We start from the raw sequence: 20532 nt of genomic DNA on the forward strand, positions 1-20532 counted from the left end.
GGCGCGGGGCGGACGGTGTGGGTCGCCCCGGGCCGCCCGCGACCCGGCTTCCTGGCTCCTGGGCGGCGCCCTTCAGGTTAGAACCTCGGGGGCGGACGGCGGTGGTGAGGTAGGGCTCAGTGGGCAGGGGCGCACGGGCGGGCGGCCCCGGCGACCGCACGTACCCGCCTCGCGGGGAAAGCCGGAAAGAGACTGTCGCGTGGGGTGTCGCGATCTATCGCGTTTCGGTACCCTGCGGCGGTGGACCTCGACAAGCGCCCCCAGACCGCCCAGCGCCCCACGACGACCGCGGGGGACGGTGCGGGCGGCAGCCCCGCCCTGCGCGCCTCGGACGCCGATCGCGACCACTACGCGGCGATCCTGCGCGAGGCGCTCGCGGAGGGCCGCCTGACCGCCGAGGAGCACGCGGAGCGGGTGGAGGCGGTCTACACCGCCCGTACGCACGCGGCCCTCGAACCCCTCGTCGCCGACCTCCCGCGCCCCGGCGCGAGGAGCGCCCCGGTCGCGCCCGCGCAGGCCGGCCCCGAGGAGAGCCTGTACGCGGTCTTCTCGCAGGCGGTGCGCCGGGGCCACTGGCGCCCGGCGGCCCGCATCAACGCGTACGCGATCCTCGGGAGCGTCGAGATCGACCTGAGCCAGGCGATCTTCGAGCACCGCCAGGTGACCATCCGCGCCTTCTCGGTCCTCGGCAGCGTCGAGATCCGCGTCCCGGAGAACGTGACGCTGCACGGCGGCGGCAGCGGAGTCCTCGGCGAGTTCCAGGTCGAGGGCCTCCAGGCCGCCGACCCCGAGGCCCCGTCCGTCCGTGTCGAGGGCTTCGCGGTCCTCGGCAGCGTGGAGGCGGAGCCGAAGCGGGGGCGCCTGATCCGGGAACTGTCCCGGCACCTGCGGAAGCGCCTGGGCTGAGGACGGCCGAAGCGAGGACAACGCGCCACCACGCCCCGCACCGAACGGGCGGGGCGAGAAACCCTGTCCGTAGGTGAGTGAGTGCTCACCCACCTCGCGGGGAATCCCTCCCCTCCTGCCCCGCGCGCCGCTCCCTCCCGACGCCGTGTCCCCACGCAGTGCATAGGCGCGCGCACAGCGGGTAGAGCTTGCTCCATCGCTCGTCACACGTCGCTCGTCGCTCGCGAAGCCGTTAGCCGTCGTCAGGAGTAGACCGTGCTGTACTCGCCGCGTCAGTCCCTCCCGATCAGCGCCATCCCCCAGCAGCGGTCCCCCGAGCCGGAGCGCAAGCGCGGTACGAGCACCCCACCCCGCGACAAGGACACCCCGTGGCACGCCGAGGCCGTCTGCCGCCGCGACGAGGCCGGCCTCTTCTTCGCCCCCTCCAAGGAGCCCACCGCCGCGCGTCTGTCCCGCGAGGACGCCGCCAAACGCGTCTGCGCCGACTGTCCGGTACGGGTCGAGTGCCGCGAGCACGCGCTGGTCCAGCCGGAGCCGTACGGGGTCTGGGGCGGCCTCACGGCGGCCGAGCGCCGCGTCCTCCTCGCCCGCCGCCGACGCCGCGCGGTCACTTCGGCCCGCTGACGCGGAGCCACCCGCCGCACGGCCCGGACCGCCCCTCGCACCCCGGTCTCCGCACCCCCGTCCCCGCCCCGAGTTGCGCCCCCCGCACCCCGTAAGAGCCTGGAAGGGTGAACGCACTCACCCCCGGCTTCCACGGAAAGCCCCGGCGGCTCACCGACCGGCTGCCCCCGGGCCAGTACCCGACGGAGATGTTCCCCGTCCTCTCCGCCGGGCCCACCCCCCGCCTGCGCACCGAGGCGTACACCTTCACGCTCACCTCCGAGACGGGCGAGCGGCACACGTGGGACTGGGACGGTCTCCTCGCGCTGCCGCAGGAGGAGGTCACCACCGACATCCACTGCGTGACGCGGTGGTCGAAGTTCGGCACGCGGTGGAAGGGCGTCGCCCTCGACACCCTGCTCGAAGCGGCGGGCGGCGCGGGCCCGCGCGCCCGGTACGTCGTCGCCGAGTCCCACGGCGGCTACACGACGAACCTCCCGCTCGCCGAGATCACCGGCGGGCGCGCCTGGATCGTCCACGAGTACGACGGCTTCCCCGTCTCGCCCGAGCACGGCGGCCCGCTGCGGCTGCTCGTCCCGCGTCTGTACTTCTGGAAGTCCGCGAAGTGGCTCAAGGGCATCCGCCTCACGGTCGAGGACGAGCCCGGCTTCTGGGAGAACGCGGGCTACCACAACCACGGCGACCCCTGGCGCGAAGAGCGCACCTGGAGCGACTGACATGGCCGCCCCCGCCGCCCGCGGCAGTACCCCGTACCAGCGCTGGGCCCGCGCGACGCTGCTCGCCCGCACCCCCGAGACCGGCACCGCGCGCACCCTCGTACTCCGCGCCCCCGGCTGGCCGGGCCACCTGCCCGGCCAGCACATCGACATCCGCCTCACCGCCGAGGACGGCTACCGGGCCGCCCGCAGCTACTCGCTCGCCGCGCCCGGCAGGGGCGAGCACCTGGAGGTGGGCGTCCAGCCGGTCGACGACGGCGAGGTCTCGCCCTACCTCGCCGAGGACCTGCCGGTCGGCGCCGACGTGGAGGTACGGGGACCGCTCGGCGGCTGGTTCGTGTGGCGCCCCGAGCGCGCCACGGCCCCGCTCCTCCTCCTCGCGGGCGGCTCCGGCGTCGTCCCGCTGATGGCGATGCTGCGCGGCCACCGCACCTCGGGGGCCCGCGTCCCGGCCCGCCTCGTCTACTCCGTGCGCGACCCGGCGCAGCTCTGGTACGGGAGCGAACTGGCGGCCTTCGCCCCGCCCGTGTCCGTACGGCTCCTGCACACCAGGGCCGCGCCGCCCGGCGACCCGCGCCCGCCGGGCCGGATCGCGAGCACCGACCTCCCCGACGCCGACGGCCCCTTCGCCCCCGGCGTCCCCGACGTCTTCGTCTGCGGCCCGACCGGCTTCGTCGAGTACGCGGCCGACCTGCTCCTCCTCGCGGGCCACCCCGCGGAGCGCATCCGCACCGAACGCTTCGGCTGAACGCGCCGACCAACGGCAGGAGTTGACCCCATGACCGACGCATACCTCGACGGCAACGCCCTCGCGGGCCCCCTCGCCCCGATCCTCGCGGTCGACCCCACCACCGCCTGGCGCCACTGCCCGGACTGCGGCGTCCGGGGCCCCCTCGCGGGGCTGCGCGTCTACGGGCCCGAGCCGGGCCTCACCGCGCGCTGCCCCGGCTGCGAGGCGATCGCCCTCCGCATCACCACCGAGGGCCCCTTCACCTGGCTCTCCCTCGGCGGCCCGGACGGCGCCTTCCGCTTCCGGACGGGGTGAGGCGCGCGGAGCCTCCTGCCGCAGGCGCGGCGGGGGTACGGGGTGCCCTGGTTCCCCGTCCCCCCGCCGTGTCGACTACCGCTGCCGCGCCCTCAGTTGGCCCGGTCGAAGTCCACGCTCGCGTAGGCGCGCAGCTTCGAGAGCCGGTGCGTCGAGTCGATCTGGCGGATCGTGCCCGACTTCGAGCGCATCACGAGGGACTGCGTCGTCGCCGTCGCGGCGCGGTAGCGCACGCCGCGCAGGAGTTCGCCGTCCGTGATGCCGGTCGCGACGAAGAAGACGTTCTCGCCCGAGACGAGGTCGTCCGTGGACAGGACGCGGTCGAGGTCGTGGCCCGCGTCGACCGCGCGCTGCCGCTCGGCCTCGTCCTTCGGCCACAGCTTGCCCTGGATCACGCCGCCGAGGCACTTGATCGCGCAGGCGCTGATGATGCCCTCGGGCGTGCCGCCGATGCCCATGAGCAGGTCCACGCCCGTGCCCTCGCGCACCGCCATGACCGAACCGGCCACGTCCCCGTCCGAGATGAACTTGATCCGGGCGCCCGTCTCGCGGATCTCACGGACGATGCCCTCGTGCCGCGGCCGGTCGAGCACGACGACGGTGACGTCCTCGGGCGTCGAGTTCTTCGCCTTGGCGACCCGGCGGATGTTCACCGCGACGGGCGCGTTGATGTCGACGAAGTCGGCGGCCTCGGGGCCCGTCACGAGCTTGTCCATGTAGAAGACGGCGGACGGGTCGAACATCGTGCCCCGGTCGGCCGCCGCGAGCACCGCGATGGCGTTCGGCATGCCCTTCGCACAGAGGGTCGTGCCGTCGATCGGGTCGACCGCGATATCGCACTCGGGCCCGGTCCCGTCGCCGATCCGCTCCCCGTTGAAGAGCATCGGCGCCTCGTCCTTCTCGCCCTCGCCGATCACGACGACACCGCTCATGGAGACGGTCGAGACGAGCGAACGCATCGCCCGCACGGCGGCACCGTCCGCCCCGTTCTTCTCGCCGCGCCCGACCCAGCGCCCGGCGGACATCGCGGCGGCCTCGGTGACCCGGACGAGTTCGAGGGCGAGGTTGCGGTCCGGGGCCTCCGGTGAGACGTCGAGGGGGGCAGGCAGGTGGTGTTCGGGGTGCTCAGAACTCATCGGGGCTGCACCTTCCTGATGCGAGCGGCGGCCCCGCGCGAGCGCCCGAGGAGGCGGGGCGCGGGTCGGGGCCGGAATCGAGGGTTGTTATCGATTTTATCCGCCAGTACGACAAAATGAGCAGCGGGCCCCACGGATGAGCGCACGGAGGGGCCTGGACGAGGGCGGTGGCGCGCGCGAGGCGCCTGCGGGGCGCGTGTGCGGCACGCGCGGGGTCCGTGCGCGGCGCGTGTGCGGGGCCCGCGCACGAGGCGCGGCGGCGGTCTGGGACGATGGGCGCGTGGCAGGCAAGAGGGGCAAGCAGACGGTTCGGGACATGATCCTGTCGCTCGGCGTGATCGTCGCGATCGCGGCCGGCATCTGGATCCTCGTCCCCCACGACGATTCCAAGGACCCGGTCGCGCGGGTGGACTACCGCGTCGAGCTGGCGACCGCGCAGCGCGCGGCGGCCTATCCGGTGGCGGCCCCCGAGGGCCTGCCGAAGACGTGGAAGGCGACCTCGGTCAGGTACCGCGCCCAGGACGGCGACTCCTGGCACCTCGGGTACCTCGACCCGCACGAGAAGTACGTCGCGGTCGAGCAGTCCACGAAGGACCCGGCCGAGTTCATCGAGAACGTGACGCAGGAGGCCCGCAGCTCGGGCGCCGCGACGCGCATCAACGGCCGCGACTGGCAGCCGTACAAGGGCGACCGCTACGACGCGCTCGTGCTGCGCGAAGGCAGGTCGACGACCGTCGTGACCGGCTCGGCGGGCCTCGCGCAGCTCAAGGCGTTCGCCGAGGCCCTGCGCACCCCCGACCCCGCCGCGGCCTCCGCGTCGGCGGACCCGAGCCCCCGCAGCGCCTGAGCGCCTGAGCCGCGCCGGTACGGGACACCGCCCGGGACGGCCCCGCGGGGCCCTGTGCCGCCTAGGCGGGGCCGTCCCGTGCCGCGAGAGCTGTACCGGTCAGCGAGGCTGTTCCGGGCCGTGAGACCGGTACCGGCCCGCGAGCCCGCCCGGCCCCGCGAGCCCGTCCCACCCCGTACGCAACCGTCCGCGCGGCACAAAGCCCCGGGAACGCCGTTGTTCCCGGGGCTCGCTGTTTCGCGCCCGTTGCCGGGCGCACCGCTCAGACGGTGGTGACGACCTCGTCGAAGGCCAGGCGCGGCAGGCGCGGGAAGGGCGCGGCGTCGGTGCCCGGCTTGCCGATGTTGATGATCATCAGCGGGGTGTGGTCGTCGTCCAGGAACTCCTTCTGGACGCCCGGGAAGTCGAAGCCGGTCATCGGGCCCGCGGCGAGCCCGGCGGCGCGGATGCCGATGATGAAGTAACCGGCCTGGAGGGTCGCGTTGATCGAGGCGACCTGCTCACGGACGGCGCGGGCCGAGAAGTACGCCTCGGCGATGCCGGGGGCGTGCGGGACGAGCTTGGGCAGCTCCGCGTGGAACTCGTTGTCCGTCGACAGGATCGCGACGAGCGGCGCCGAGGCGGTCTTCGCCTGGTTGCCCTCGGCCATGAGCGGCACGAGGCGCTCGCGGGCCTCGGGGGAGCGGACCAGGGTGATGCGCAGCGGCGACTGGTTGAACGCGGTGGGGCCGAACTTGATCAGGTCGTAGACGGCCTGGATCTGCTCGTCGGTCACCGGCTCATCGGTGAAGGTGTTCGCCGTGCGGGCCTCGCGGAAGAGGAGGTCCTGGGTGGCTGCGTCGAGAACGAGCGACATGCGGTGGTACCTCGTAAAGGGGAAGGAGCCCTGGTGGGGCCTGGACAGCCCCCACGCTACGTCGCCCGACGTTGAAGTTTCAACAAAAAGGGGAACGACGTGATCCGCCTAACAGCCCGCGCGCGCTCACTCCCTGCGGAAGACCTGCCGCGAGCCGCCCTCGGGCCCGGGTTCCGCCGCCTCGGCCGGTACGAAGCCGAGCCGCCGGTAGAAGGCGCGCGCGCCGCTCTCCCCGGCCCCCGGGTGGTCCGCGCCGAAGGTCACGACCTCGACGCTCCCGGGCCCGAACCGCCGCAGCGCCTCCGCCATGAGTTCCCGGCCCACCCCCGTGCCCCGCGCGCGGGCGGCCACGACGAGCCAGTGCACGTGGTGCGGCGTGCCCTCGCCGCCGGGCCCCAGCAGGATGCCGCCGAGCGGCCCGTCGGCGTCCTCCACGAGCAGTGCGGCCCCCTCGGCGATGTGGGAGCGCAGAGCCGCGTGGAACCCGGGTTCGGCGACCATCGGGCCGAACCAGTGCTCGACCTCGGCGGCGAGCGCGAGGAAGGCGGCGATGTCGGAGGACGTCGCGGGACGCGGGGGTGCGGGGGTCACCGGCGGATTCTCGCAGTCCGCGCGAGCGGGCCGTCGCGCGCGGCACGACCCGTACGCCCCGTACGTGCCGCACGGCCACACGCCCGCGCCCCGTACTCCCTGCCCGCGCCCCGGACCTCGCGCGGCCCGCTCCCGCCCGCTCTCAGTCCTCCTCGCCCGCCCCGGCCCCCTCCGCCTCGTCCTCGCGCTCCGCGAGTGCCGCGTCGAGCCGGGCCCTCGCGCCCTCCAGCCACGTACGGCAGATACCGGCCAGCTCCTCGCCGCGCTCCCACAGCGCGAGCGACTCCTCCAGCGTCGCGCCGCCCGATTCGAGCCGGCGCACGACGTCGACCAGCTCGGCCCGCGCCTCCTCGTAACCGAGCGCGGGGCTCTCGGCGGCCTTCGTCGCTCCCATGTCCTTCACCCTTCGTCGTCCTTGCGGCGCTCCGTGCGCCGTACCGTGAACTCGCCCTCCGCGACCCGCGCCCGCAGCTCCTCGTCCGCCGCGATCTCCTCGGGGGCGCGCACCACGGCGCCGTCCGCGCGCTGGAGCACCGCGTACCCGCGCCGCAGGGTCGCGGCAGGGGAGAGGGCGACGACGCGCGCGAGCGTGTGGGCCAGGTCGGAGTCGGCGCGGTCGAGCAGGTGGCCGACCGTGCGGCGGGCCCGGTCGATCTCGGCACCGATCTCCTCGTCCCGCCCGGCCACGAGCCGGTACGGATCGCGCAGCACCGAGTGCGCGAGCGCCTGCTCCAGGCCGTGCGCCTCGCGGTCGACGAGCGCGCGGATCGCGTGCCGCGCCCGGTCGCGGGTCTGGCGCACCCGCTCCAGCTCCTCGCCGACGTCCGGGACGACGCGCTTGGCCGCGTCGGTCGGGGTCGAGGCGCGCAGGTCCGCGACGAGGTCGAGGAGCGGCGTGTCCGGCTCGTGGCCGATGGCCGAGACGACCGGGGTGCGGCAGGCCGCGACCGTACGGATCAGCTCGGCGTCCGAGAAGGGCAGCAGGTCCTCCACGCTGCCGCCGCCGCGCGCGACGACGATCACGTCCACGTCCGGGTGCGCGTCGAGTTCCTTGACGGCGCCGACGACCTGGGAGACCGCGTGGACGCCCTGGACGGCCACCTCCCGGGTCTCGAAGCGGACGGCGGGCCAGCGCGCCTCGGCGTTCTTGATGACGTCCCGCTCGGCCGCCGAGGCGCGGCCCGTGACGAGGCCGATGCGGCGCGGCAGGAAGGGCAGCGGGCGCTTGCGGTCCGCGGCGAAGAGCCCCTCGGCCGTCAGCTCCCTCTTGAGCCGCTCCAGCTTGACGAGCAGCTCACCGATGCCGACCGGGCGGATCTCGGAGGCGCGCAGGGAGAGCGAGCCGCGGCCCTGGTACCACTCCGGCTTCGCCCGGACGACGATCCGCGAGCCCTCCGTGACGACATCGGCGACCGCGTCGAAGACGGGCCGGAAGCACGTCAGCGAGATCGAGACGTCGTGCGAGGAGTCGCGGAAGGTGAGGAAGACGACGCGGGCGCCGGGGCGCCGCGAGATCTGCGTGAGCTGTCCCTCGACCCACACCTCGCCGAGCCGCGCGACCCAGTCCCCGATGAGCCGCGAGACCTCCCGGACGGGCAGGGCGGCTTCAGGGGTGGTCTGAACAGGCATGCCACGAGCCTAACGGCCCTCACTGACACGCCGAGCGATCGATCCAGCCCCTCTGGGGGCACCTCCCGGCCGGAGGCCGGGGGGGTTCGAGGAGCGGGGTCCGGGGCGGAGCCCCAGAACACCCGCGCCGCGGAAACCCCCTAACGCAGCACCCGCCACTGCGTCACCAGCACCACCAGCCCGGCGGCCAGCCAGATCGCCCCCACCACCTGCGCCGAGTGCGTCGCCTCCACGATGACCGCCACCGTGATCGCGGCCCCCACCACCGGAATCAGCACGTGCCGCCACCAGCTCGGCCGTCCGCCCCCCCGCTGGACGGCGAACCAGCCGACGACGCTCGCGTGGAGGAGCGTGAAGGCGCTCAGGGCGCCCACGTTCACGACCGAGCTGAGGTCGTCCAGCCCCGTCGCGCGGTTCGCCGCCCACAGGGCCGCCGCGCACGTGACGACCGCCGAGAGGAGCAGCGCCACGCGCGGGACGCCGTCCCACGTACGGGCCAGGACGCGCGGCAGGCGCCGGTCGCGGCCCATCGCGAAGAGCAGCCGCCCCGCCGCCGCCTGCCCCGCGAGCGCGGCGAACGCGGCGCCGATCGCCTTGCTCACCGCGACGAGGTCGTGCAGCCAGCCCCCCACCGAGGTGTCCACCGCGTCGTAGAAGGCCGAGCCCTGCTCCTCGGGGTGCGAGGCGAGGTGCGCGGACGAGACCGGTTCGAGGAGCGCCACCAGGTACGTCTGGAGGATGAAGAGCACGCCCGCGAGCGCGAGGCAGAACAGCAGCGCCCGCGCCACCTTCGCCGAGCCGCCCGTCGTCTCCTCGGCGAACGTCGCGATCGCGTCGAAGCCGAGGTACGAGAGCACCGCGACCGACACGGCGCCGACGACCGCCGAGACCGTGAACGTGCTCGTGTCGCCCGTGAACGGCGACCACCAGTCCCGCACCGCCCCGTCCCGTGCCAGGATCACGATCGCCGACACGCAGAAGACGAGCAGCACCACGATCTCCATCGCGAGCACCGCGAAGCCCACGCGCGCGGCGGCCCGCACCCCCCACAGGTTGAGCGCCGTCGTGATGACGACCGCCGCCGCCGTCCACACCCAGCGCGACACGTCCGGCACGAGCGAGTTCATCGCGATGCCCGAGAAGAGGTACGCCACGGCCGGGATCAGGAGGTAGTCGAGCATCACCATCCACCCCGCGATGAAGCCCACGTGCCGCCCGAGACCCGCCCGCGCGTACGCGAAGACCGAGCCCGCGTGCGGCACGACCCGCACCATGAGCGAGTAGCTGTACGCCGTGAAGGCCATCGCGATCGTCGCGACGACGTAGACGAGCGCGACCGCGCCGTGCGACTTCGCGTCGAGCGTCCCGAAGATCCCGACCGGGGCCATGGGGGCGATGAACAGGAGTCCGTACACGACCAGGTCGCGGAAACCCAGCTCACGGTGGAGGCGCCCCGAACCCGCCACCGGCGGCGGCGCCCCCGGGTCGACGGCGGGACTCGCCCCCTCGCCCGGCTCCGGACCCTCGTGCCTCGCGCGCTCGTCGCTCACCCGTGCTCCTCCTGCCTCGCCCGGCCGTCTCGTCACCTGCATACGCCGCGGAGCGCACGCTCCTGCCGCGTACCCGCCAGTCTGGGCGAGGTGCGCCCCCGGGTCCTGCCCGACACGGCCGTACGATGGGCGGCATGACTGCTACGCCCAGCCCGACGCCCGACCGGACCCCCGGAACGCAGGCGGCGCCGCGCGCAGGCAAACGCGTGCTGCTCGCCGCGCCGCGCGGCTACTGCGCCGGCGTGGACCGTGCCGTGATCGCCGTGGAGAAGGCCCTGGAGCAGTACGGCGCCCCGGTCTACGTCCGCCACGAGATCGTCCACAACAAGTACGTCGTGAAGACCCTGGAGAAGAAGGGCGCGATCTTCGTCGAGCAGACCGACGAGGTCCCCGAGGGCTCCATCGTCATGTTCTCCGCCCACGGCGTCGCGCCGACCGTGCACGAGGAGGCCGCCGCGCGCGGGCTCGCGACGATCGACGCGACCTGCCCGCTCGTCACCAAGGTGCACCGCGAGGCCGTGCGGTACGCGAACGAGGACTACGACATCCTCCTCATCGGCCACGAGGGGCACGAGGAGGTCATCGGCACCTCCGGCGAGGCCCCCGACCACATCACGCTCGTCGACGGCCCCGACGACGTCGCGAACGTCGAGGTCCGCGACGAGAAGAAGGTCGTGTGGCTCTCGCAGACGACCCTCTCCGTGGACGAGACGATGGAGACGGTCGACGCGCTCAAGACCAAGTTCCCCGGCCTCGTCTCGCCGCCCAGCGACGACATCTGCTACGCCACGCAGAACCGCCAGACCGCCGTCAAGCAGATGGGCGCCGACGCCGACCTCGTCATCGTCGTCGGCTCGAAGAACTCCTCGAACTCGGTCCGCCTCGTCGAGGTCGCCAAGGGCGCGGGCGCACGCGACGCGCACCTCGTGGACGAGGCCGCCGAGATCGACCCGGCCTGGTTCGACGGCGTCGAGACGGTCGGCGTGACCTCCGGCGCCTCGGTCCCCGAGGTCCTCGTCGACGGCGTCCTCGCGGACCTCGCGACGCGCGGGTACGAGGACGTCGAGATCGTCAAGGCGGCGGAGGAGTCGATCACCTTCTCGCTCCCGAAGGAACTGCGCCGCGACCTGCGCGCGGAGGCGGCGGCACTCGCGGCCGGGACGCGCGCCGCGGGCTGAACCCTCCGCACGCGTCCGGACTGACGCCCCGTCACCGAGGCGTCCCGTCACCGAGACGCCCTGTCAACGAGGCGTCCCGTCAAGGAGGCGTCCCGCCAACGAGACCCCCCGGCCGCCGCGTAACGCGGGTCAGGCGCGGGGGGTCCGTCGTACGGTGGTCCCCATGCAGATCTTCGGCGTGGACATCGGCGGCTCGGGCATCAAGGGCGCGCCCGTGGACCTGGACCTCGGCGACCTGGCGCAGCCGCGCCACAAGGTCCTCACCCCGCACCCGGCGACCCCCGAGGGCGTCGCGGAGAAGGTGAAGGAGGTCGTGGACCACTTCGGCTGGCAGGGCCCGGTCGGGGTCACCTTCCCCGGCGTCATCACGGACGGCACGGTACGTACCGCCGCGAACGTGGACAAGAGCTGGGTCGGTACGCACATCGAGGGCCTCCTCGAAGAGAGCCTCGGCGCCTCCTGCCCGGTCACCGCGCTCAACGACGCGGACGCGGCGGGCCTCGCCGAGATGCGCTTCGGCGCGGGCAAGGGCCGTACCGGCACGGTGATCGTCCTGACCTTCGGCACCGGCATCGGCTCCGGGCTCTTCACGAACGGCGTGCTCGTGCCGAACACCGAGCTGGGCCACCTGGAACTCGACGGGCACGACGCCGAGAAGCGTGCCTCGTCGAAGGTCAAGGAGGACCACGACATGAGCTACTCGCACTGGGCGAAGCGGGTCGAGAAGTACCTCGCCCACGTCGAGATGCTCTTCTCGCCGGAACTCCTCGTCATCGGCGGCGGAGTGAGCCGCAAGTCCGAGAAGTTCCTCCCCCACATCGAGGGCATCCGCGCCGACCTCGTCCCGGCGCAGCTCCAGAACAACGCGGGGATCGTGGGCGCGGCGATGCGGGCGGCGGAACGCGGCTGAGCCGGCCGGGACCGGCCGCCCCTCACCCCGGCGGCCGGCCCTTGCCCCGTGCGGAGGCCGCGGCCCGCCTCCGCACCATCCGCACCTTGCGCGCCATCACCAGCGCCACCGCCACGGCCGTCCCGGCGTACAGCCACCCCGCGTGCACCGCGAGCGCCGTCACCACCCCCACCGCGTGCCCCGCGAGCCCGCCCTCGCTCTCGGCGAGCGGCGCGAGGCCCACGGCGAAGGCGATGGGCACGGCGACGGGGGCCGCGAAGAGGTCGGCGGGCCGCACCCACAGCGCGGTGAGCACGCTCACGGGCAGGAAGAGCAGCCCGTACACGAGCACCGAGGACCCCGCCGCGAGCGCGAGGCCGGAGGCGAGCAGCATCGCCGCCGCGGCGAAGAGCCCGGTGCCGAGCCCGGTGAGCCGGGGACCGGGCACGCGGGAGGGGGTACGGGTCGCACCCGAGGCGGTACGGGGGCGGCGCGGCGGACGCGGAGGGCCCCCTCGCCCCTGCGCGCCCTGCGGCGGCAGCGGGCGGCGGGCGGGCCGGGCGGCGGGGGGACGGGGGGACGGCCTGTCGGGCGGTCGGCGCGTACTGGGTTGCTCCACCGCACCAACGTAGGCGCCGCGCCCCGTGCCCCGCGGTCCGGGACACGCGCTTTTGCCCACGGCGCCCCTGCTGCCGTACGGTGCCGGGTCGGCCCCGTACCGCCTCCCTGTACCGTGAAGGGCCACCTTCGGATTCGCGAGCGGACTTAGTTAGAGAGCCATGAGCACAAGCATCGGTATCGTCGGCCTGCCCAATGTCGGCAAGTCCACCCTCTTCAACGCCCTCACGAAGAACGACGTGCTGGCCGCGAACTACCCCTTCGCGACGATCGAGCCGAACGTGGGCGTCGTGGGCGTGCCGGACCCCCGGCTGCCGAAGCTCGCCGAGTTGTTCGGTTCGGCCCGTATCCTCCCCGCGACGGTGGACTTCGTCGACATCGCCGGCATCGTGCGCGGCGCGAGCGAGGGCGAGGGACTGGGCAACAAGTTCCTCGCGAACATCCGCGAGACGGACGCGATCTGCCAGGTGATCCGCGCCTTCAAGGACGACAACGTCGTGCACGTCGACGGCAAGGTCTCCCCGAAGGACGACATCGAGACGATCAACACCGAGTTGATCCTCGCCGACCTCCAGACGGTCGAGAAGGTCCTCCCGCGCCTCGCGAAGGAGGCCAGGATCAAGAAGGACGTGGCCCCCAAGCTGGCGGCGGTCGAGGAGGCGAAGGCGATCCTGGAGGCGGGCGACACCCTCTTCTCCAAGGGCATCGCGCAGGGCACGGAGAAGGCCGCCCCCCTCCACGACCTGCACCTGCTCACGACCAAGCCCTTCCTCTACGTCTTCAACGTGGACGAGGACGAGCTGACGGACGACACCTTCAAGGCCGAGCAGCGCGCGCTCGTCGCCCCGGCCGAGGCGATCTTCCTCAACGCGAAGCTGGAGGCGGACCTCGCCGAACTGGACGACGAGGAGGCCCTCGAACTCCTCCAGTCCGTCGGCCAGGACGAACCCGGCCTCGCGACCCTGGCCCGCGTCGGCTTCGAGACCCTGGGCCTCCAGACCTACCTGACCGCCGGCCCCAAGGAAACCCGCGCCTGGACCATCGACAAGGGCGCTACGGCCCCCCAGGCGGCCGGAGTCATCCACACCGACTTCGAACGCGGCTTCATCAAGGCCGAGATCATCTCCTTCGACGACCTCGTCACCACCGGCTCCATCGCCGACGCCCGCGCGGCGGGCAAGGCCCGCATGGAGGGCAAGGACTACGTGATGCGGGACGGGGACGTGGTGGAGTTCAGGTTCAACGTGTGACGTCCTGGTGGTCCGGCGGCGCTGAACGGACGAAGGGCCCGGCTTCTGGAGCCGGGCCCTTCGCTGTGTCGTGTGTGCGTGTCCTTCCCGGCTTCGCGGCCGGGGAGGGTGTCAGGCTGTGCGCGCCGCGCGTTCCTCGTTGCGGGCCTTGATGCGGGCGGCTTCCTTGCGGGTCTCGGCCTGGGTGGCGCGTTCCTGGCGGAGCCAGTCGGGGCACTCCTGCTTGAGGGCCTCGATCTGCGCCGTGGTGAGGGGGTCCGTGATGCCGCCGCGTGCCAGGCCCGCGATGGAGATCTCCAGGCGGGCCGCGATCACCGGGCGGGGGTGGGGGCCGTCGCGGCGCAGCTCGCGGAGCCACTCGGGCGGGTCGGCCTGGAGCGCGTTCAGCTCGTCGCGTGAGACGGGGCCCTCCCGGAACTCGGCGGGGGTGGCTTCCAGGTACACACCCAGCTTCTTCGCCGCGGTCGCGGGCTTCATGGTCTGGGTGGTCTTGTGCGACGTCATGCGTCCAGCGTAACGAGTGCCCGGGGCTCGTGACGCCACGGTCGCCGGTAGCCTGGAGCGGTGACTGGCTCGGACGCTTCCCCTTCGTTCACGCTCGCCTACGTTCCCGGCGTGACCCCCACGAAGTGGGTGCGGATCTGGAACGAGCGGCTTCCCGGTGTCCCGCTGACCCTCACCGCCGTCCCCACGGACGAGGCCGAGGGGCTGCTGCGCGCGCGGGGCGCCGACGCGGGGTTCCTGCGGCTGCCCGTGGACCGTACGGACATGAGCGCCATCCCCCTCTACACCGAGGCCACGGTCGTCGTGATCCCGAAGGACCACCTCGTCGCCGTGGCCGAGGAGATCACCACCGCCGACCTCGCCGACGAGATCCTGCTGCACCCGCTCGACGACGTACTGGAGTGGGAGGAACTGCCCGGCCGCCCCGCGAACGAGCGGCCCGCCACGACCGCGGACGCCGTCGAGCTGGTCGCCGCCGGGGTCGGTGTAGTCGTCGTACCCCAGTCCCTCGCCCGGCTCCACCACCGGCGCGACCTCACCTACCGCACGGTCACGGACGCCCCCGTCTCGCGCGTCGCGCTCGCCTGGCCCGAGGACGCGACCACGGACCTGGTCGAGCAGTTCATCGGCATCGTCCGCGGCCGTACGGTCAACAGCAGCCGCAGCCGGCAGCCGGCCACCGCCGAGCGGAACGAGGGCGGCGGGCGCGGAGCGGGCGGGGACCGGAAGCGGGCCGCCGGCGCGGGCGGGCGGAGCGGCGGGAAGCCGGGGGGCGGGCGGTCCGGGGCGGCGAAGGGTGCCGCGAAGGGGACGTCCAAGGGGGCGCCGAAGGGGTCTTCGAAGGGCGCCGCGAAGGGCGCGCCCAGGGGTGCCGCCAAGCGCGGGAAGCCGCGCAAGCGCCCGTAGCCGCGGGCCGGTCGCCCGCCCCACGGTCACTCGGTTGTGGGGGCGCTCGGCCTCACGGTCACCCGGTCGTACAGTCGCCCGGTCGCGGGTACGGGCCGGGGCCCGCCCATCACCCCACCTTCGCCTCCCGCTCCCGCAGCTCCCTCGCCACCGCCTCCCGTACGCGCTCCTCCTCGCCCTGCTTGCGACGGCGGCGGAGGCGGAGCGCTGCCACCGCGCAGGCGAGGAGTGCCAGGACGAGGACGAGCAGGGTCCAGGGGATCGCCGTGCCGTGGGCCGTCGCCTCCACCGGGGAGAGCGGGGACGTCGAGCCCGAGGCGTCGGTGAGGAGCGGGGTCAGGGTGATCTTCGCCGTCAGCGCGAAGGACGGGGCCACTCCCGTCGCCGGGACCGTGACCTTCCAGCGTTCGCCGGGGAGGAGTTCGGGGGTGTCCTTCGGGGGCGCCACGTGAGCGGTGAACCAGCCGAAGGGGCCGGTCAGTTCGGCCGCCTGGCGGGCGGCGACGGCCGCGTTGCCCGTGTTGTGGACCGTGTACGTCAGCGTCGCGCTCCCCTTCGCGAAGGGGTCGGCCGTGCCGTCGTACGAGACGTGCGCGTCCTCGACCGCGAGCGCCGGCTTCAGGGTGCCGCTCACGCGCAGCTTCACCTTGATGCCCAGGCGCCGGTCCACGTTGATGCCCTCGGCGTCGTCGGACTGCTTGAGCGAGGTGAGCAGCCCGCCCACGTAGTCACCCGGCGTCGCCTTGCGCGGGACCGCGACGGTGAAGGGGATCTCGGCCGTCTTCCCCGGGCGGACGGTGATCTTCGTGGCATCCGTACGGAGCCAGGCGCCGACGCCCACCGACTTCTTGTCCGCCGGGAGCAGGTCGAGCGATCCCGTGTCCGTCGTGAAGCCGTCGGCCGCGTACACCGTGAGCGTCAGCGGCTTCCTGCCGCGGTTGGCGACGACCATCGCGTCCTCGACGTGGCCGCCGGGGTTCACGCCGTAGCTGTAGCTGGAGCGGTCCGCGCCGTACGAGTTCGGGGCCGTACGGACCGTCCACGTGACGTCCTCGTCCGCCGCGTGCGCGGGCGCCGACGCGAACCCGCCGGTGAGGAGGAGCGCGGCGAGGAGGAGCAGGAGGAGGCGGAGGGGGGTTCGGGTGGTGGCACGGGTGGCGGTGGGCATCTCGGGTCCTGGAAGGGGAGGGGAGCGGGGGAGGGGCGAGGGAGCGGGTGGAGGGCGGAGACCGGGAGCGGGTGGAGGGGCGGGCGCCGGGTGGGCGCCCGCCCCAGGTACGTACGGCTGAGGTACGTATCGCTGAGGTACGTACCGCTGAGGTACGTACGCATCGGGTACCTGCGACTCAGGTACGACTGCGGTCTGTACGGCTCAGCTGCTCAGCGCGGTGATCGTCAGGGTGGCCCGGTACGAGCCCTTCGCGGCCGAACCCGGGATCTTCAGGTCCAGGTCCGCGCCGAGCTTGGCCTTGCCCTTGGCGTGGCCCTGCGCCGCGGAGCCGAGGCCGCGCGAGACGGACAGGCCCTTGCCCTGCGTGTCGAAGCCGGAGCCGATCGGCGCCCCGGCCTTCGCGCCCGCGCCCTCCTGGAGCACCTTCGGCGTCCAGCCGAGGTTGGAGCCCGAGAAGGTCTTGTCCGCGTCCTTGAAGTCCCCGACGCTCGCGGAGACCGACCAGGGCGCGAGGGTGCGGCGGCTGTCCGTCACGGCTATCGGGTTGATCGTCCCGGCCGCCTCGAAGTGGTCGCCGTCCTTGTCCTTGGCCGTACCGAGGTCGACGAGGCCGTTGTAGCCGTCGATCGTCCAGCCGAACTCACCGGGCGCCGCCTCGGGCACGTCGACCTGGAGGTCCTGGCCGCCGCCGTGGTGCGGGTGCACGGTGACCTTGTCGACGATCGAGCCGACGGGCTGCCCCTCGGGCGTGTTCGCGCAGTCGTCCTGCTTCAGCTCGACGGCCGCGTTGGGCGCCGCGCACGTACCGCTGCGCAGGTTCTCGACGACGAGCTTGTCCTTGCGCACGCCGACCTTGACGTAGCTGCGCACGTGCTCCTGGTTCTGCACGGAGTTGTACCAGTAGCTACCGGGATTGAGCGGGTCGGCGCCGTTTCCCGCACCGCTCGTGCCGCTGTTGTCCGGCGCGGTGATGTCGTAGTACTTCGAGCCCGAGGCCGAGTTGGCGGTCACGTAGAGGACGCCGCCGGGACCCGGGTAGACCTCGTTCTGCCCCGGCTGCTCCTCCGGGTCCGCCTTCTGACCGTTCTTGATCAGGTAGCTGCGGGAGTAGCTGTGGTCGTGACCCTGGAGGACCAGGTCCACGCCGAGTTTCGAGAAGGCCGTCGGGAAGTCGGTCCTGCGGACCTTGTTGTCGCTGTCCTTGGCGTGCGAGGCGGGGGAGTAGATGGCGTGGTGGTAGACGAGCACCTTCCACTTCGCCTCGGAGCCGTGCTTGTTGATGATGTCGTTGACGTACGAGAGGTGCGCCGCGTCACCGCCGCCGCCCTGCGAGGTGGCGTAGCTGTTGCTGTTCAGGTCGATGAACAGCGTGTCCTTGTAGATGTACCAGTAGTCGCCGCCCGAGGTGTTCGAGGACGGGTTCCCGTTGGAGTAGTACGGGGCCGAGCGGTCGGTGTTCGGCGTGTACAGGTGCTGCTCGTACGCCTTGCCGCCGACGTCGTGGTTGCCGATCGTCGCCGCCCACGGGTACTGCTTCAGCTTGCCGGGGGCGAGGAAGGCGTTCCACTGCGACTCGTTGTTCGCGCTCTCGACCTGGTCGCCGCCGGAGACGAGCAGCTCCGCGTCGGGGTTGGCGGCGAGGGACACGTTGACGGTGTCCTCCCAGCCTGCCTGGTCCTTGGCGGTGTCGCCCGAGGAGCCGATCTGGGGGTCCCCGTAGAAGAGGAAGTCGTAATCGCCCTCGAAGTCCTGCGTCTTGAAGGAGTACGTGGGCGACCACGAGCCCGCGGTGCCGACCCGGTACGAGTACGCCGTGTGCTCCTGGAGCCCGGTGAGCGTCGCGTGCCGGTTGAAGCCGCCGCTCGTCGCGATGTTCGCGGAACCGCTCGCGTCGAAGACGGCGGCGTCGGCGGGGAACTCGCCGTTCGCGAGCCGCGCGGTCGGGACGAGCTGCACCTGCTGGGCGCTGTCCTCGGCGGTGTACCAGGAGACCGTGCGCTGGGTCTCGTTGGCGCCGACGCCGAGGATGATCCCGGTGGCGGACGCGGCATCGGCCGCGGTGGCGGGCGAGGCGAGCGCGCCGCCGAGCGCCATCGTCATGCCCAGGATCGCCGCGGCGGTCCCGGTGGCCACGCGGCGCCGCGCGGGCCGGGCGGCCCGCGAGGAGGGTCTGGTGTTCATGGTGTCCGTTTCTCGTGTGGGACGAGTGAAGGTCAACAGCGTCTCGGGGGCGGGTAAATGAGGTGCAAACGGAGGGGCGGAGGTGGTTGAACCCCGTACAGCTGTATGGGGGTGGTTTTCGGACAGGTGGTGGGCTGGGGCCGGCAGGCGGAGGCGTGAGGGAGAACGGTCGGTCTGGTGCGTGACGGGGGCGAGGGGGAACGTTCGGTCTCGCGCGTGCTGGGGCGGAGGGGCACGTTCGGCCTCGGGCGTGAGGGGGCGGTGGCGGAGGGGAACGTTCGGTGTCGCGTGCGGGGCGGTGGGGGAGAACGGTCGGTCTCGTACGCGAGGCGGTGGGGGAGAACGGTCGGTCTCGTACGCGAGGCGGTGAGGGAGAACGGTCGGTCTCGTACGGGGCCGTTCAGCCCTCCAGCACTCGCTGCACGCACCAGACCAGGCCCATCGCCGCGACGCCCGCCGAGATCGCGCCCGTCACCCACAGCGCCGTGCGCGGGGCGCGGCGGCGGAGCAGGAGGAGGAGCGGGAAGACGAGGGCGATGAGGCCGAGTTGGACCGCCTCAATGCCGATGTTGAAGACGAGCAGCGACCACAGGAGCGTCCACGACCACGCCTCGTCGATGCCGAGCGCGCCCGCGAAGCCGAGGCCGTGGACGAGGCCGAAACAGAAGACGACGCCGAGCCGGGTCCAGCCGGTGCGGTCGAGGCCGAGCGGTCCGTCCCCGTACGCCGCCTCGCCCTCCGCCCGCCCGCGCGCGAGCCGCCACAGCCAGCCGCCCGCGACGACCGCGATGGACAGCGCGATGACCGGTTCCACCACGCGCGCGGGCACGTCGACCGCTCCGAGCGCCGCGAGGAGGAAGGTCACGGAGTGGGCGATCGTGAAGCTCGTCGCCGCGAGGACGATCTCGCGCGGGCGGCGGGAGCCCACGATGAGGGCGAGCAGGAAGAGGATGTGGTCGATCCCGCCGAGCAGGTGCTCCGCGCCGAGCCGGAAGAACTCCCAGAACCTCTCGTACCAGGTCTGTTCGACGGAGAACGAGGGGTGCGCGGCGTCGAGCGCCGCGCTGCCGGAGCGGCCCGCGACGTCGTAGGTCGCGATCGTCTTCGTGCCCTTCACATAGCCCTCGGCGTCGGGGAAGAGCGTGCCGCGCACCGCGAGCGTGCTCTCGCGGTCCGCGCAGTCCCAGTCGAGCAGGAGGTGGGTGTACGGGACGCCCTCCCGGCGGTCCATCGTGAAGCCGCCCACGTGCGCGGGCCTGCACGCGCTGCCGCCGGAGGTGACGGCGAAGCGGTCCTCGACGTACGCGAGCGCCGACTTCGCGTGCGCGTCGAGCGCCTCGGCCTGCGCCTTCGCGTCGCCGTCCTCGAAGGCGGCGGTGCCCGCGCGGAAGAGCGCGTCGTCGTGGGCCGCGTCGGCGGCGGAAACGACGAACAGGTCGTATTCGAGGGCGAGATCGGTACGTATCCGGCCCTCCGCCTCGCCGCTCACATGCAGGAAGACGGTGGAGCTGAAGCCGTGCGCGAGGGCGGGCCGCGCGGTGGCGAGGAGGGCGAGCACCAGGACCGCGAGTGCGGTGAGGGCGCGGCGGATGTGCGGGGACATGGGTCTCCTTCGGGGTCGTCACCGCACGTTTCAGGCCAAGCGTGAACGTGTGCCGCCGCGACGGAGAACCTTGGAAGAACAAGCATGCGAGCGGGGCCCTCGGGACTCCCGCGAGGTGCGGGGGGCGTACGAGGATGAGGGCGGCCCCGGGGGTGCTTGCGGGGGTGGACGGGGGAAGTCCGCGTGGCGCGGGGGGAGTCTGCGGGGCCGGGGGAGCCCGTTGGGTTGGGGTTGGCCGCCGGGGCCGGGGCCGGGGCCGGGGCCGGTCCGGGACCTGGGTGCTGGTGCCGGGCGCTGGTGCGGGCCTGTTGGTGCCGGGTTGCCGGGAGGAG

21 protein-coding genes are annotated in these 20532 nt (G+C 73.2%); 10 read left to right on the forward strand and 11 right to left on the reverse strand.

The window, feature by feature from the left end:
- The first annotated feature begins 240 nt into the window (after nt 1–240).
- From STTU_RS21315 to STTU_RS21335, 5 genes are all read left to right on the forward strand, one after another.
- On the forward strand, nt 241–906 hold the full coding sequence (locus tag STTU_RS21315; protein ID WP_007826664.1) for a DUF1707 SHOCT-like domain-containing protein: 666 nt from the start codon (nt 241–243) through the stop codon (nt 904–906).
- A gap of 255 nt (nt 907–1161) precedes the next feature.
- Nucleotides 1162–1530 (forward strand): WhiB family transcriptional regulator, encoded by a 369-nt coding sequence (locus STTU_RS21320; protein ID WP_007826666.1) that lies wholly within the window; start codon nt 1162–1164, stop codon nt 1528–1530.
- A gap of 107 nt (nt 1531–1637) precedes the next feature.
- Nucleotides 1638–2246 carry a molybdopterin-dependent oxidoreductase gene (locus tag STTU_RS21325; RefSeq protein WP_007826668.1) on the forward strand — a complete coding sequence of 203 codons (609 nt, stop codon included), beginning with the start codon at nt 1638–1640 and terminating at the stop codon, nt 2244–2246.
- A gap of 1 nt (nt 2247) precedes the next feature.
- Nucleotides 2248–2994 (forward strand): FAD-binding oxidoreductase, encoded by a 747-nt coding sequence (locus STTU_RS21330; protein WP_007826670.1) that lies wholly within the window; start codon nt 2248–2250, stop codon nt 2992–2994.
- Nucleotides 2995–3024: 30 nt separating this feature from the next.
- The gene (locus STTU_RS21335) at nt 3025–3291 is read left to right on the forward strand and encodes a DUF6510 family protein (protein WP_007826672.1); all 267 of its coding nucleotides are present in this window, start codon (nt 3025–3027) and stop codon (nt 3289–3291) included.
- A gap of 92 nt (nt 3292–3383) precedes the next feature.
- On the opposite strand, the gene glpX is transcribed toward STTU_RS21335, so the two are convergent.
- Nucleotides 3384–4427: a class II fructose-bisphosphatase gene (gene glpX / locus STTU_RS21340; RefSeq protein WP_007826674.1), complete on the reverse strand. Its 1044-nt coding sequence runs from the start codon at nt 4425–4427 to the stop codon at nt 3384–3386.
- 280 nt (nt 4428–4707) lie between these two features.
- On the opposite strand from glpX, the gene STTU_RS21345 reads away from it, so the two are divergent.
- Nucleotides 4708–5274 carry a DUF4245 domain-containing protein gene (locus tag STTU_RS21345; RefSeq protein ID WP_007826677.1) on the forward strand — a complete coding sequence of 189 codons (567 nt, stop codon included), beginning with the start codon at nt 4708–4710 and terminating at the stop codon, nt 5272–5274.
- A 262-nt stretch (nt 5275–5536) separates the two neighbouring features.
- Here the strand turns inward: STTU_RS21345 and STTU_RS21350 are convergent, their stop codons facing one another.
- The 5 genes from STTU_RS21350 to STTU_RS21370 all read right to left on the reverse strand — a co-directional run bounded on the left by STTU_RS21350 (nt 5537) and on the right by STTU_RS21370 (nt 9900).
- Nucleotides 5537–6130: a malonic semialdehyde reductase gene (locus STTU_RS21350; protein WP_007826679.1), complete on the reverse strand. Its 594-nt coding sequence runs from the start codon at nt 6128–6130 to the stop codon at nt 5537–5539.
- A gap of 126 nt (nt 6131–6256) precedes the next feature.
- Nucleotides 6257–6721 (reverse strand): GNAT family N-acetyltransferase, encoded by a 465-nt coding sequence (locus tag STTU_RS21355; protein WP_043255896.1) that lies wholly within the window; start codon nt 6719–6721, stop codon nt 6257–6259.
- 142 nt (nt 6722–6863) lie between these two features.
- Nucleotides 6864–7124, reverse strand: coding sequence for an exodeoxyribonuclease VII small subunit (locus STTU_RS21360; protein ID WP_043255898.1), 261 nt, complete (start codon nt 7122–7124; stop codon nt 6864–6866).
- The gene (gene xseA, locus STTU_RS21365; RefSeq protein ID WP_007826684.1) at nt 7121–8350 is read right to left on the reverse strand and encodes an exodeoxyribonuclease VII large subunit; all 1230 of its coding nucleotides are present in this window, start codon (nt 8348–8350) and stop codon (nt 7121–7123) included. Before xseA ends, STTU_RS21360 begins: the two co-directional genes overlap by 4 nt.
- 140 nt (nt 8351–8490) lie before the next feature.
- Nucleotides 8491–9900, reverse strand: coding sequence for an APC family permease (locus tag STTU_RS21370; protein WP_043255900.1), 1410 nt, complete (start codon nt 9898–9900; stop codon nt 8491–8493).
- Nucleotides 9901–10034: 134 nt separating this feature from the next.
- Here STTU_RS21370 and STTU_RS21375 point away from each other — a divergent pair, with 134 nt between their 5' ends.
- On the forward strand, nt 10035–11078 hold the full coding sequence (locus tag STTU_RS21375) for a 4-hydroxy-3-methylbut-2-enyl diphosphate reductase (protein WP_009065623.1): 1044 nt from the start codon (nt 10035–10037) through the stop codon (nt 11076–11078).
- A gap of 163 nt (nt 11079–11241) precedes the next feature.
- A complete protein-coding gene (ppgK, locus tag STTU_RS21380) occupies nt 11242–11988 on the forward strand; it encodes a polyphosphate--glucose phosphotransferase (RefSeq protein WP_043255901.1) in 747 nt (248 codons plus the stop codon).
- A 22-nt stretch (nt 11989–12010) separates the two neighbouring features.
- Here ppgK and STTU_RS21385 read toward each other — a convergent pair whose 3' ends face one another.
- Nucleotides 12011–12415 (reverse strand): DUF6542 domain-containing protein, encoded by a 405-nt coding sequence (locus tag STTU_RS21385; RefSeq protein ID WP_010274322.1) that lies wholly within the window; start codon nt 12413–12415, stop codon nt 12011–12013.
- 331 nt (nt 12416–12746) lie between these two features.
- On the opposite strand from STTU_RS21385, the gene ychF reads away from it, so the two are divergent.
- Nucleotides 12747–13835, forward strand: coding sequence for a redox-regulated ATPase YchF (gene ychF / locus STTU_RS21390; RefSeq protein WP_010274321.1), 1089 nt, complete (start codon nt 12747–12749; stop codon nt 13833–13835).
- Nucleotides 13836–13946: 111 nt separating this feature from the next.
- On the opposite strand, the gene STTU_RS21395 is transcribed toward ychF, so the two are convergent.
- Entirely contained in the window at nt 13947–14339 is a 393-nt protein-coding gene (locus STTU_RS21395) for a DUF5997 family protein (RefSeq protein ID WP_007826695.1), read from the reverse strand.
- Between the two features lie 60 nt (nt 14340–14399).
- On the opposite strand from STTU_RS21395, the gene STTU_RS21400 reads away from it, so the two are divergent.
- Nucleotides 14400–15245: a LysR family transcriptional regulator substrate-binding protein gene (locus tag STTU_RS21400; RefSeq protein ID WP_043255902.1), complete on the forward strand. Its 846-nt coding sequence runs from the start codon at nt 14400–14402 to the stop codon at nt 15243–15245.
- 109 nt (nt 15246–15354) lie between these two features.
- Here STTU_RS21400 and STTU_RS21405 read toward each other — a convergent pair whose 3' ends face one another.
- From STTU_RS21405 to STTU_RS21415, 3 genes are all read right to left on the reverse strand, one after another.
- The gene (locus STTU_RS21405; RefSeq protein WP_007826697.1) at nt 15355–16413 is read right to left on the reverse strand and encodes a WxL protein peptidoglycan domain-containing protein; all 1059 of its coding nucleotides are present in this window, start codon (nt 16411–16413) and stop codon (nt 15355–15357) included.
- A 204-nt stretch (nt 16414–16617) separates the two neighbouring features.
- A complete protein-coding gene (locus tag STTU_RS21410; RefSeq protein WP_043255903.1) occupies nt 16618–18597 on the reverse strand; it encodes a fibronectin type III domain-containing protein in 1980 nt (659 codons plus the stop codon).
- Nucleotides 18598–18997: 400 nt separating this feature from the next.
- Nucleotides 18998–20200, reverse strand: a complete 1203-nt coding sequence (locus STTU_RS21415; RefSeq protein ID WP_043255904.1) for a HupE/UreJ family protein — start codon at nt 20198–20200, stop codon at nt 18998–19000.
- Between the last annotated feature and the right edge of the window lie 332 nt (nt 20201–20532).

Origin of the sequence: Streptomyces sp. Tu6071, assembly GCF_000213055.1 — a bacterium.
Lineage (GTDB): Bacteria > Actinomycetota > Actinomycetes > Streptomycetales > Streptomycetaceae > Streptomyces > Streptomyces evansiae.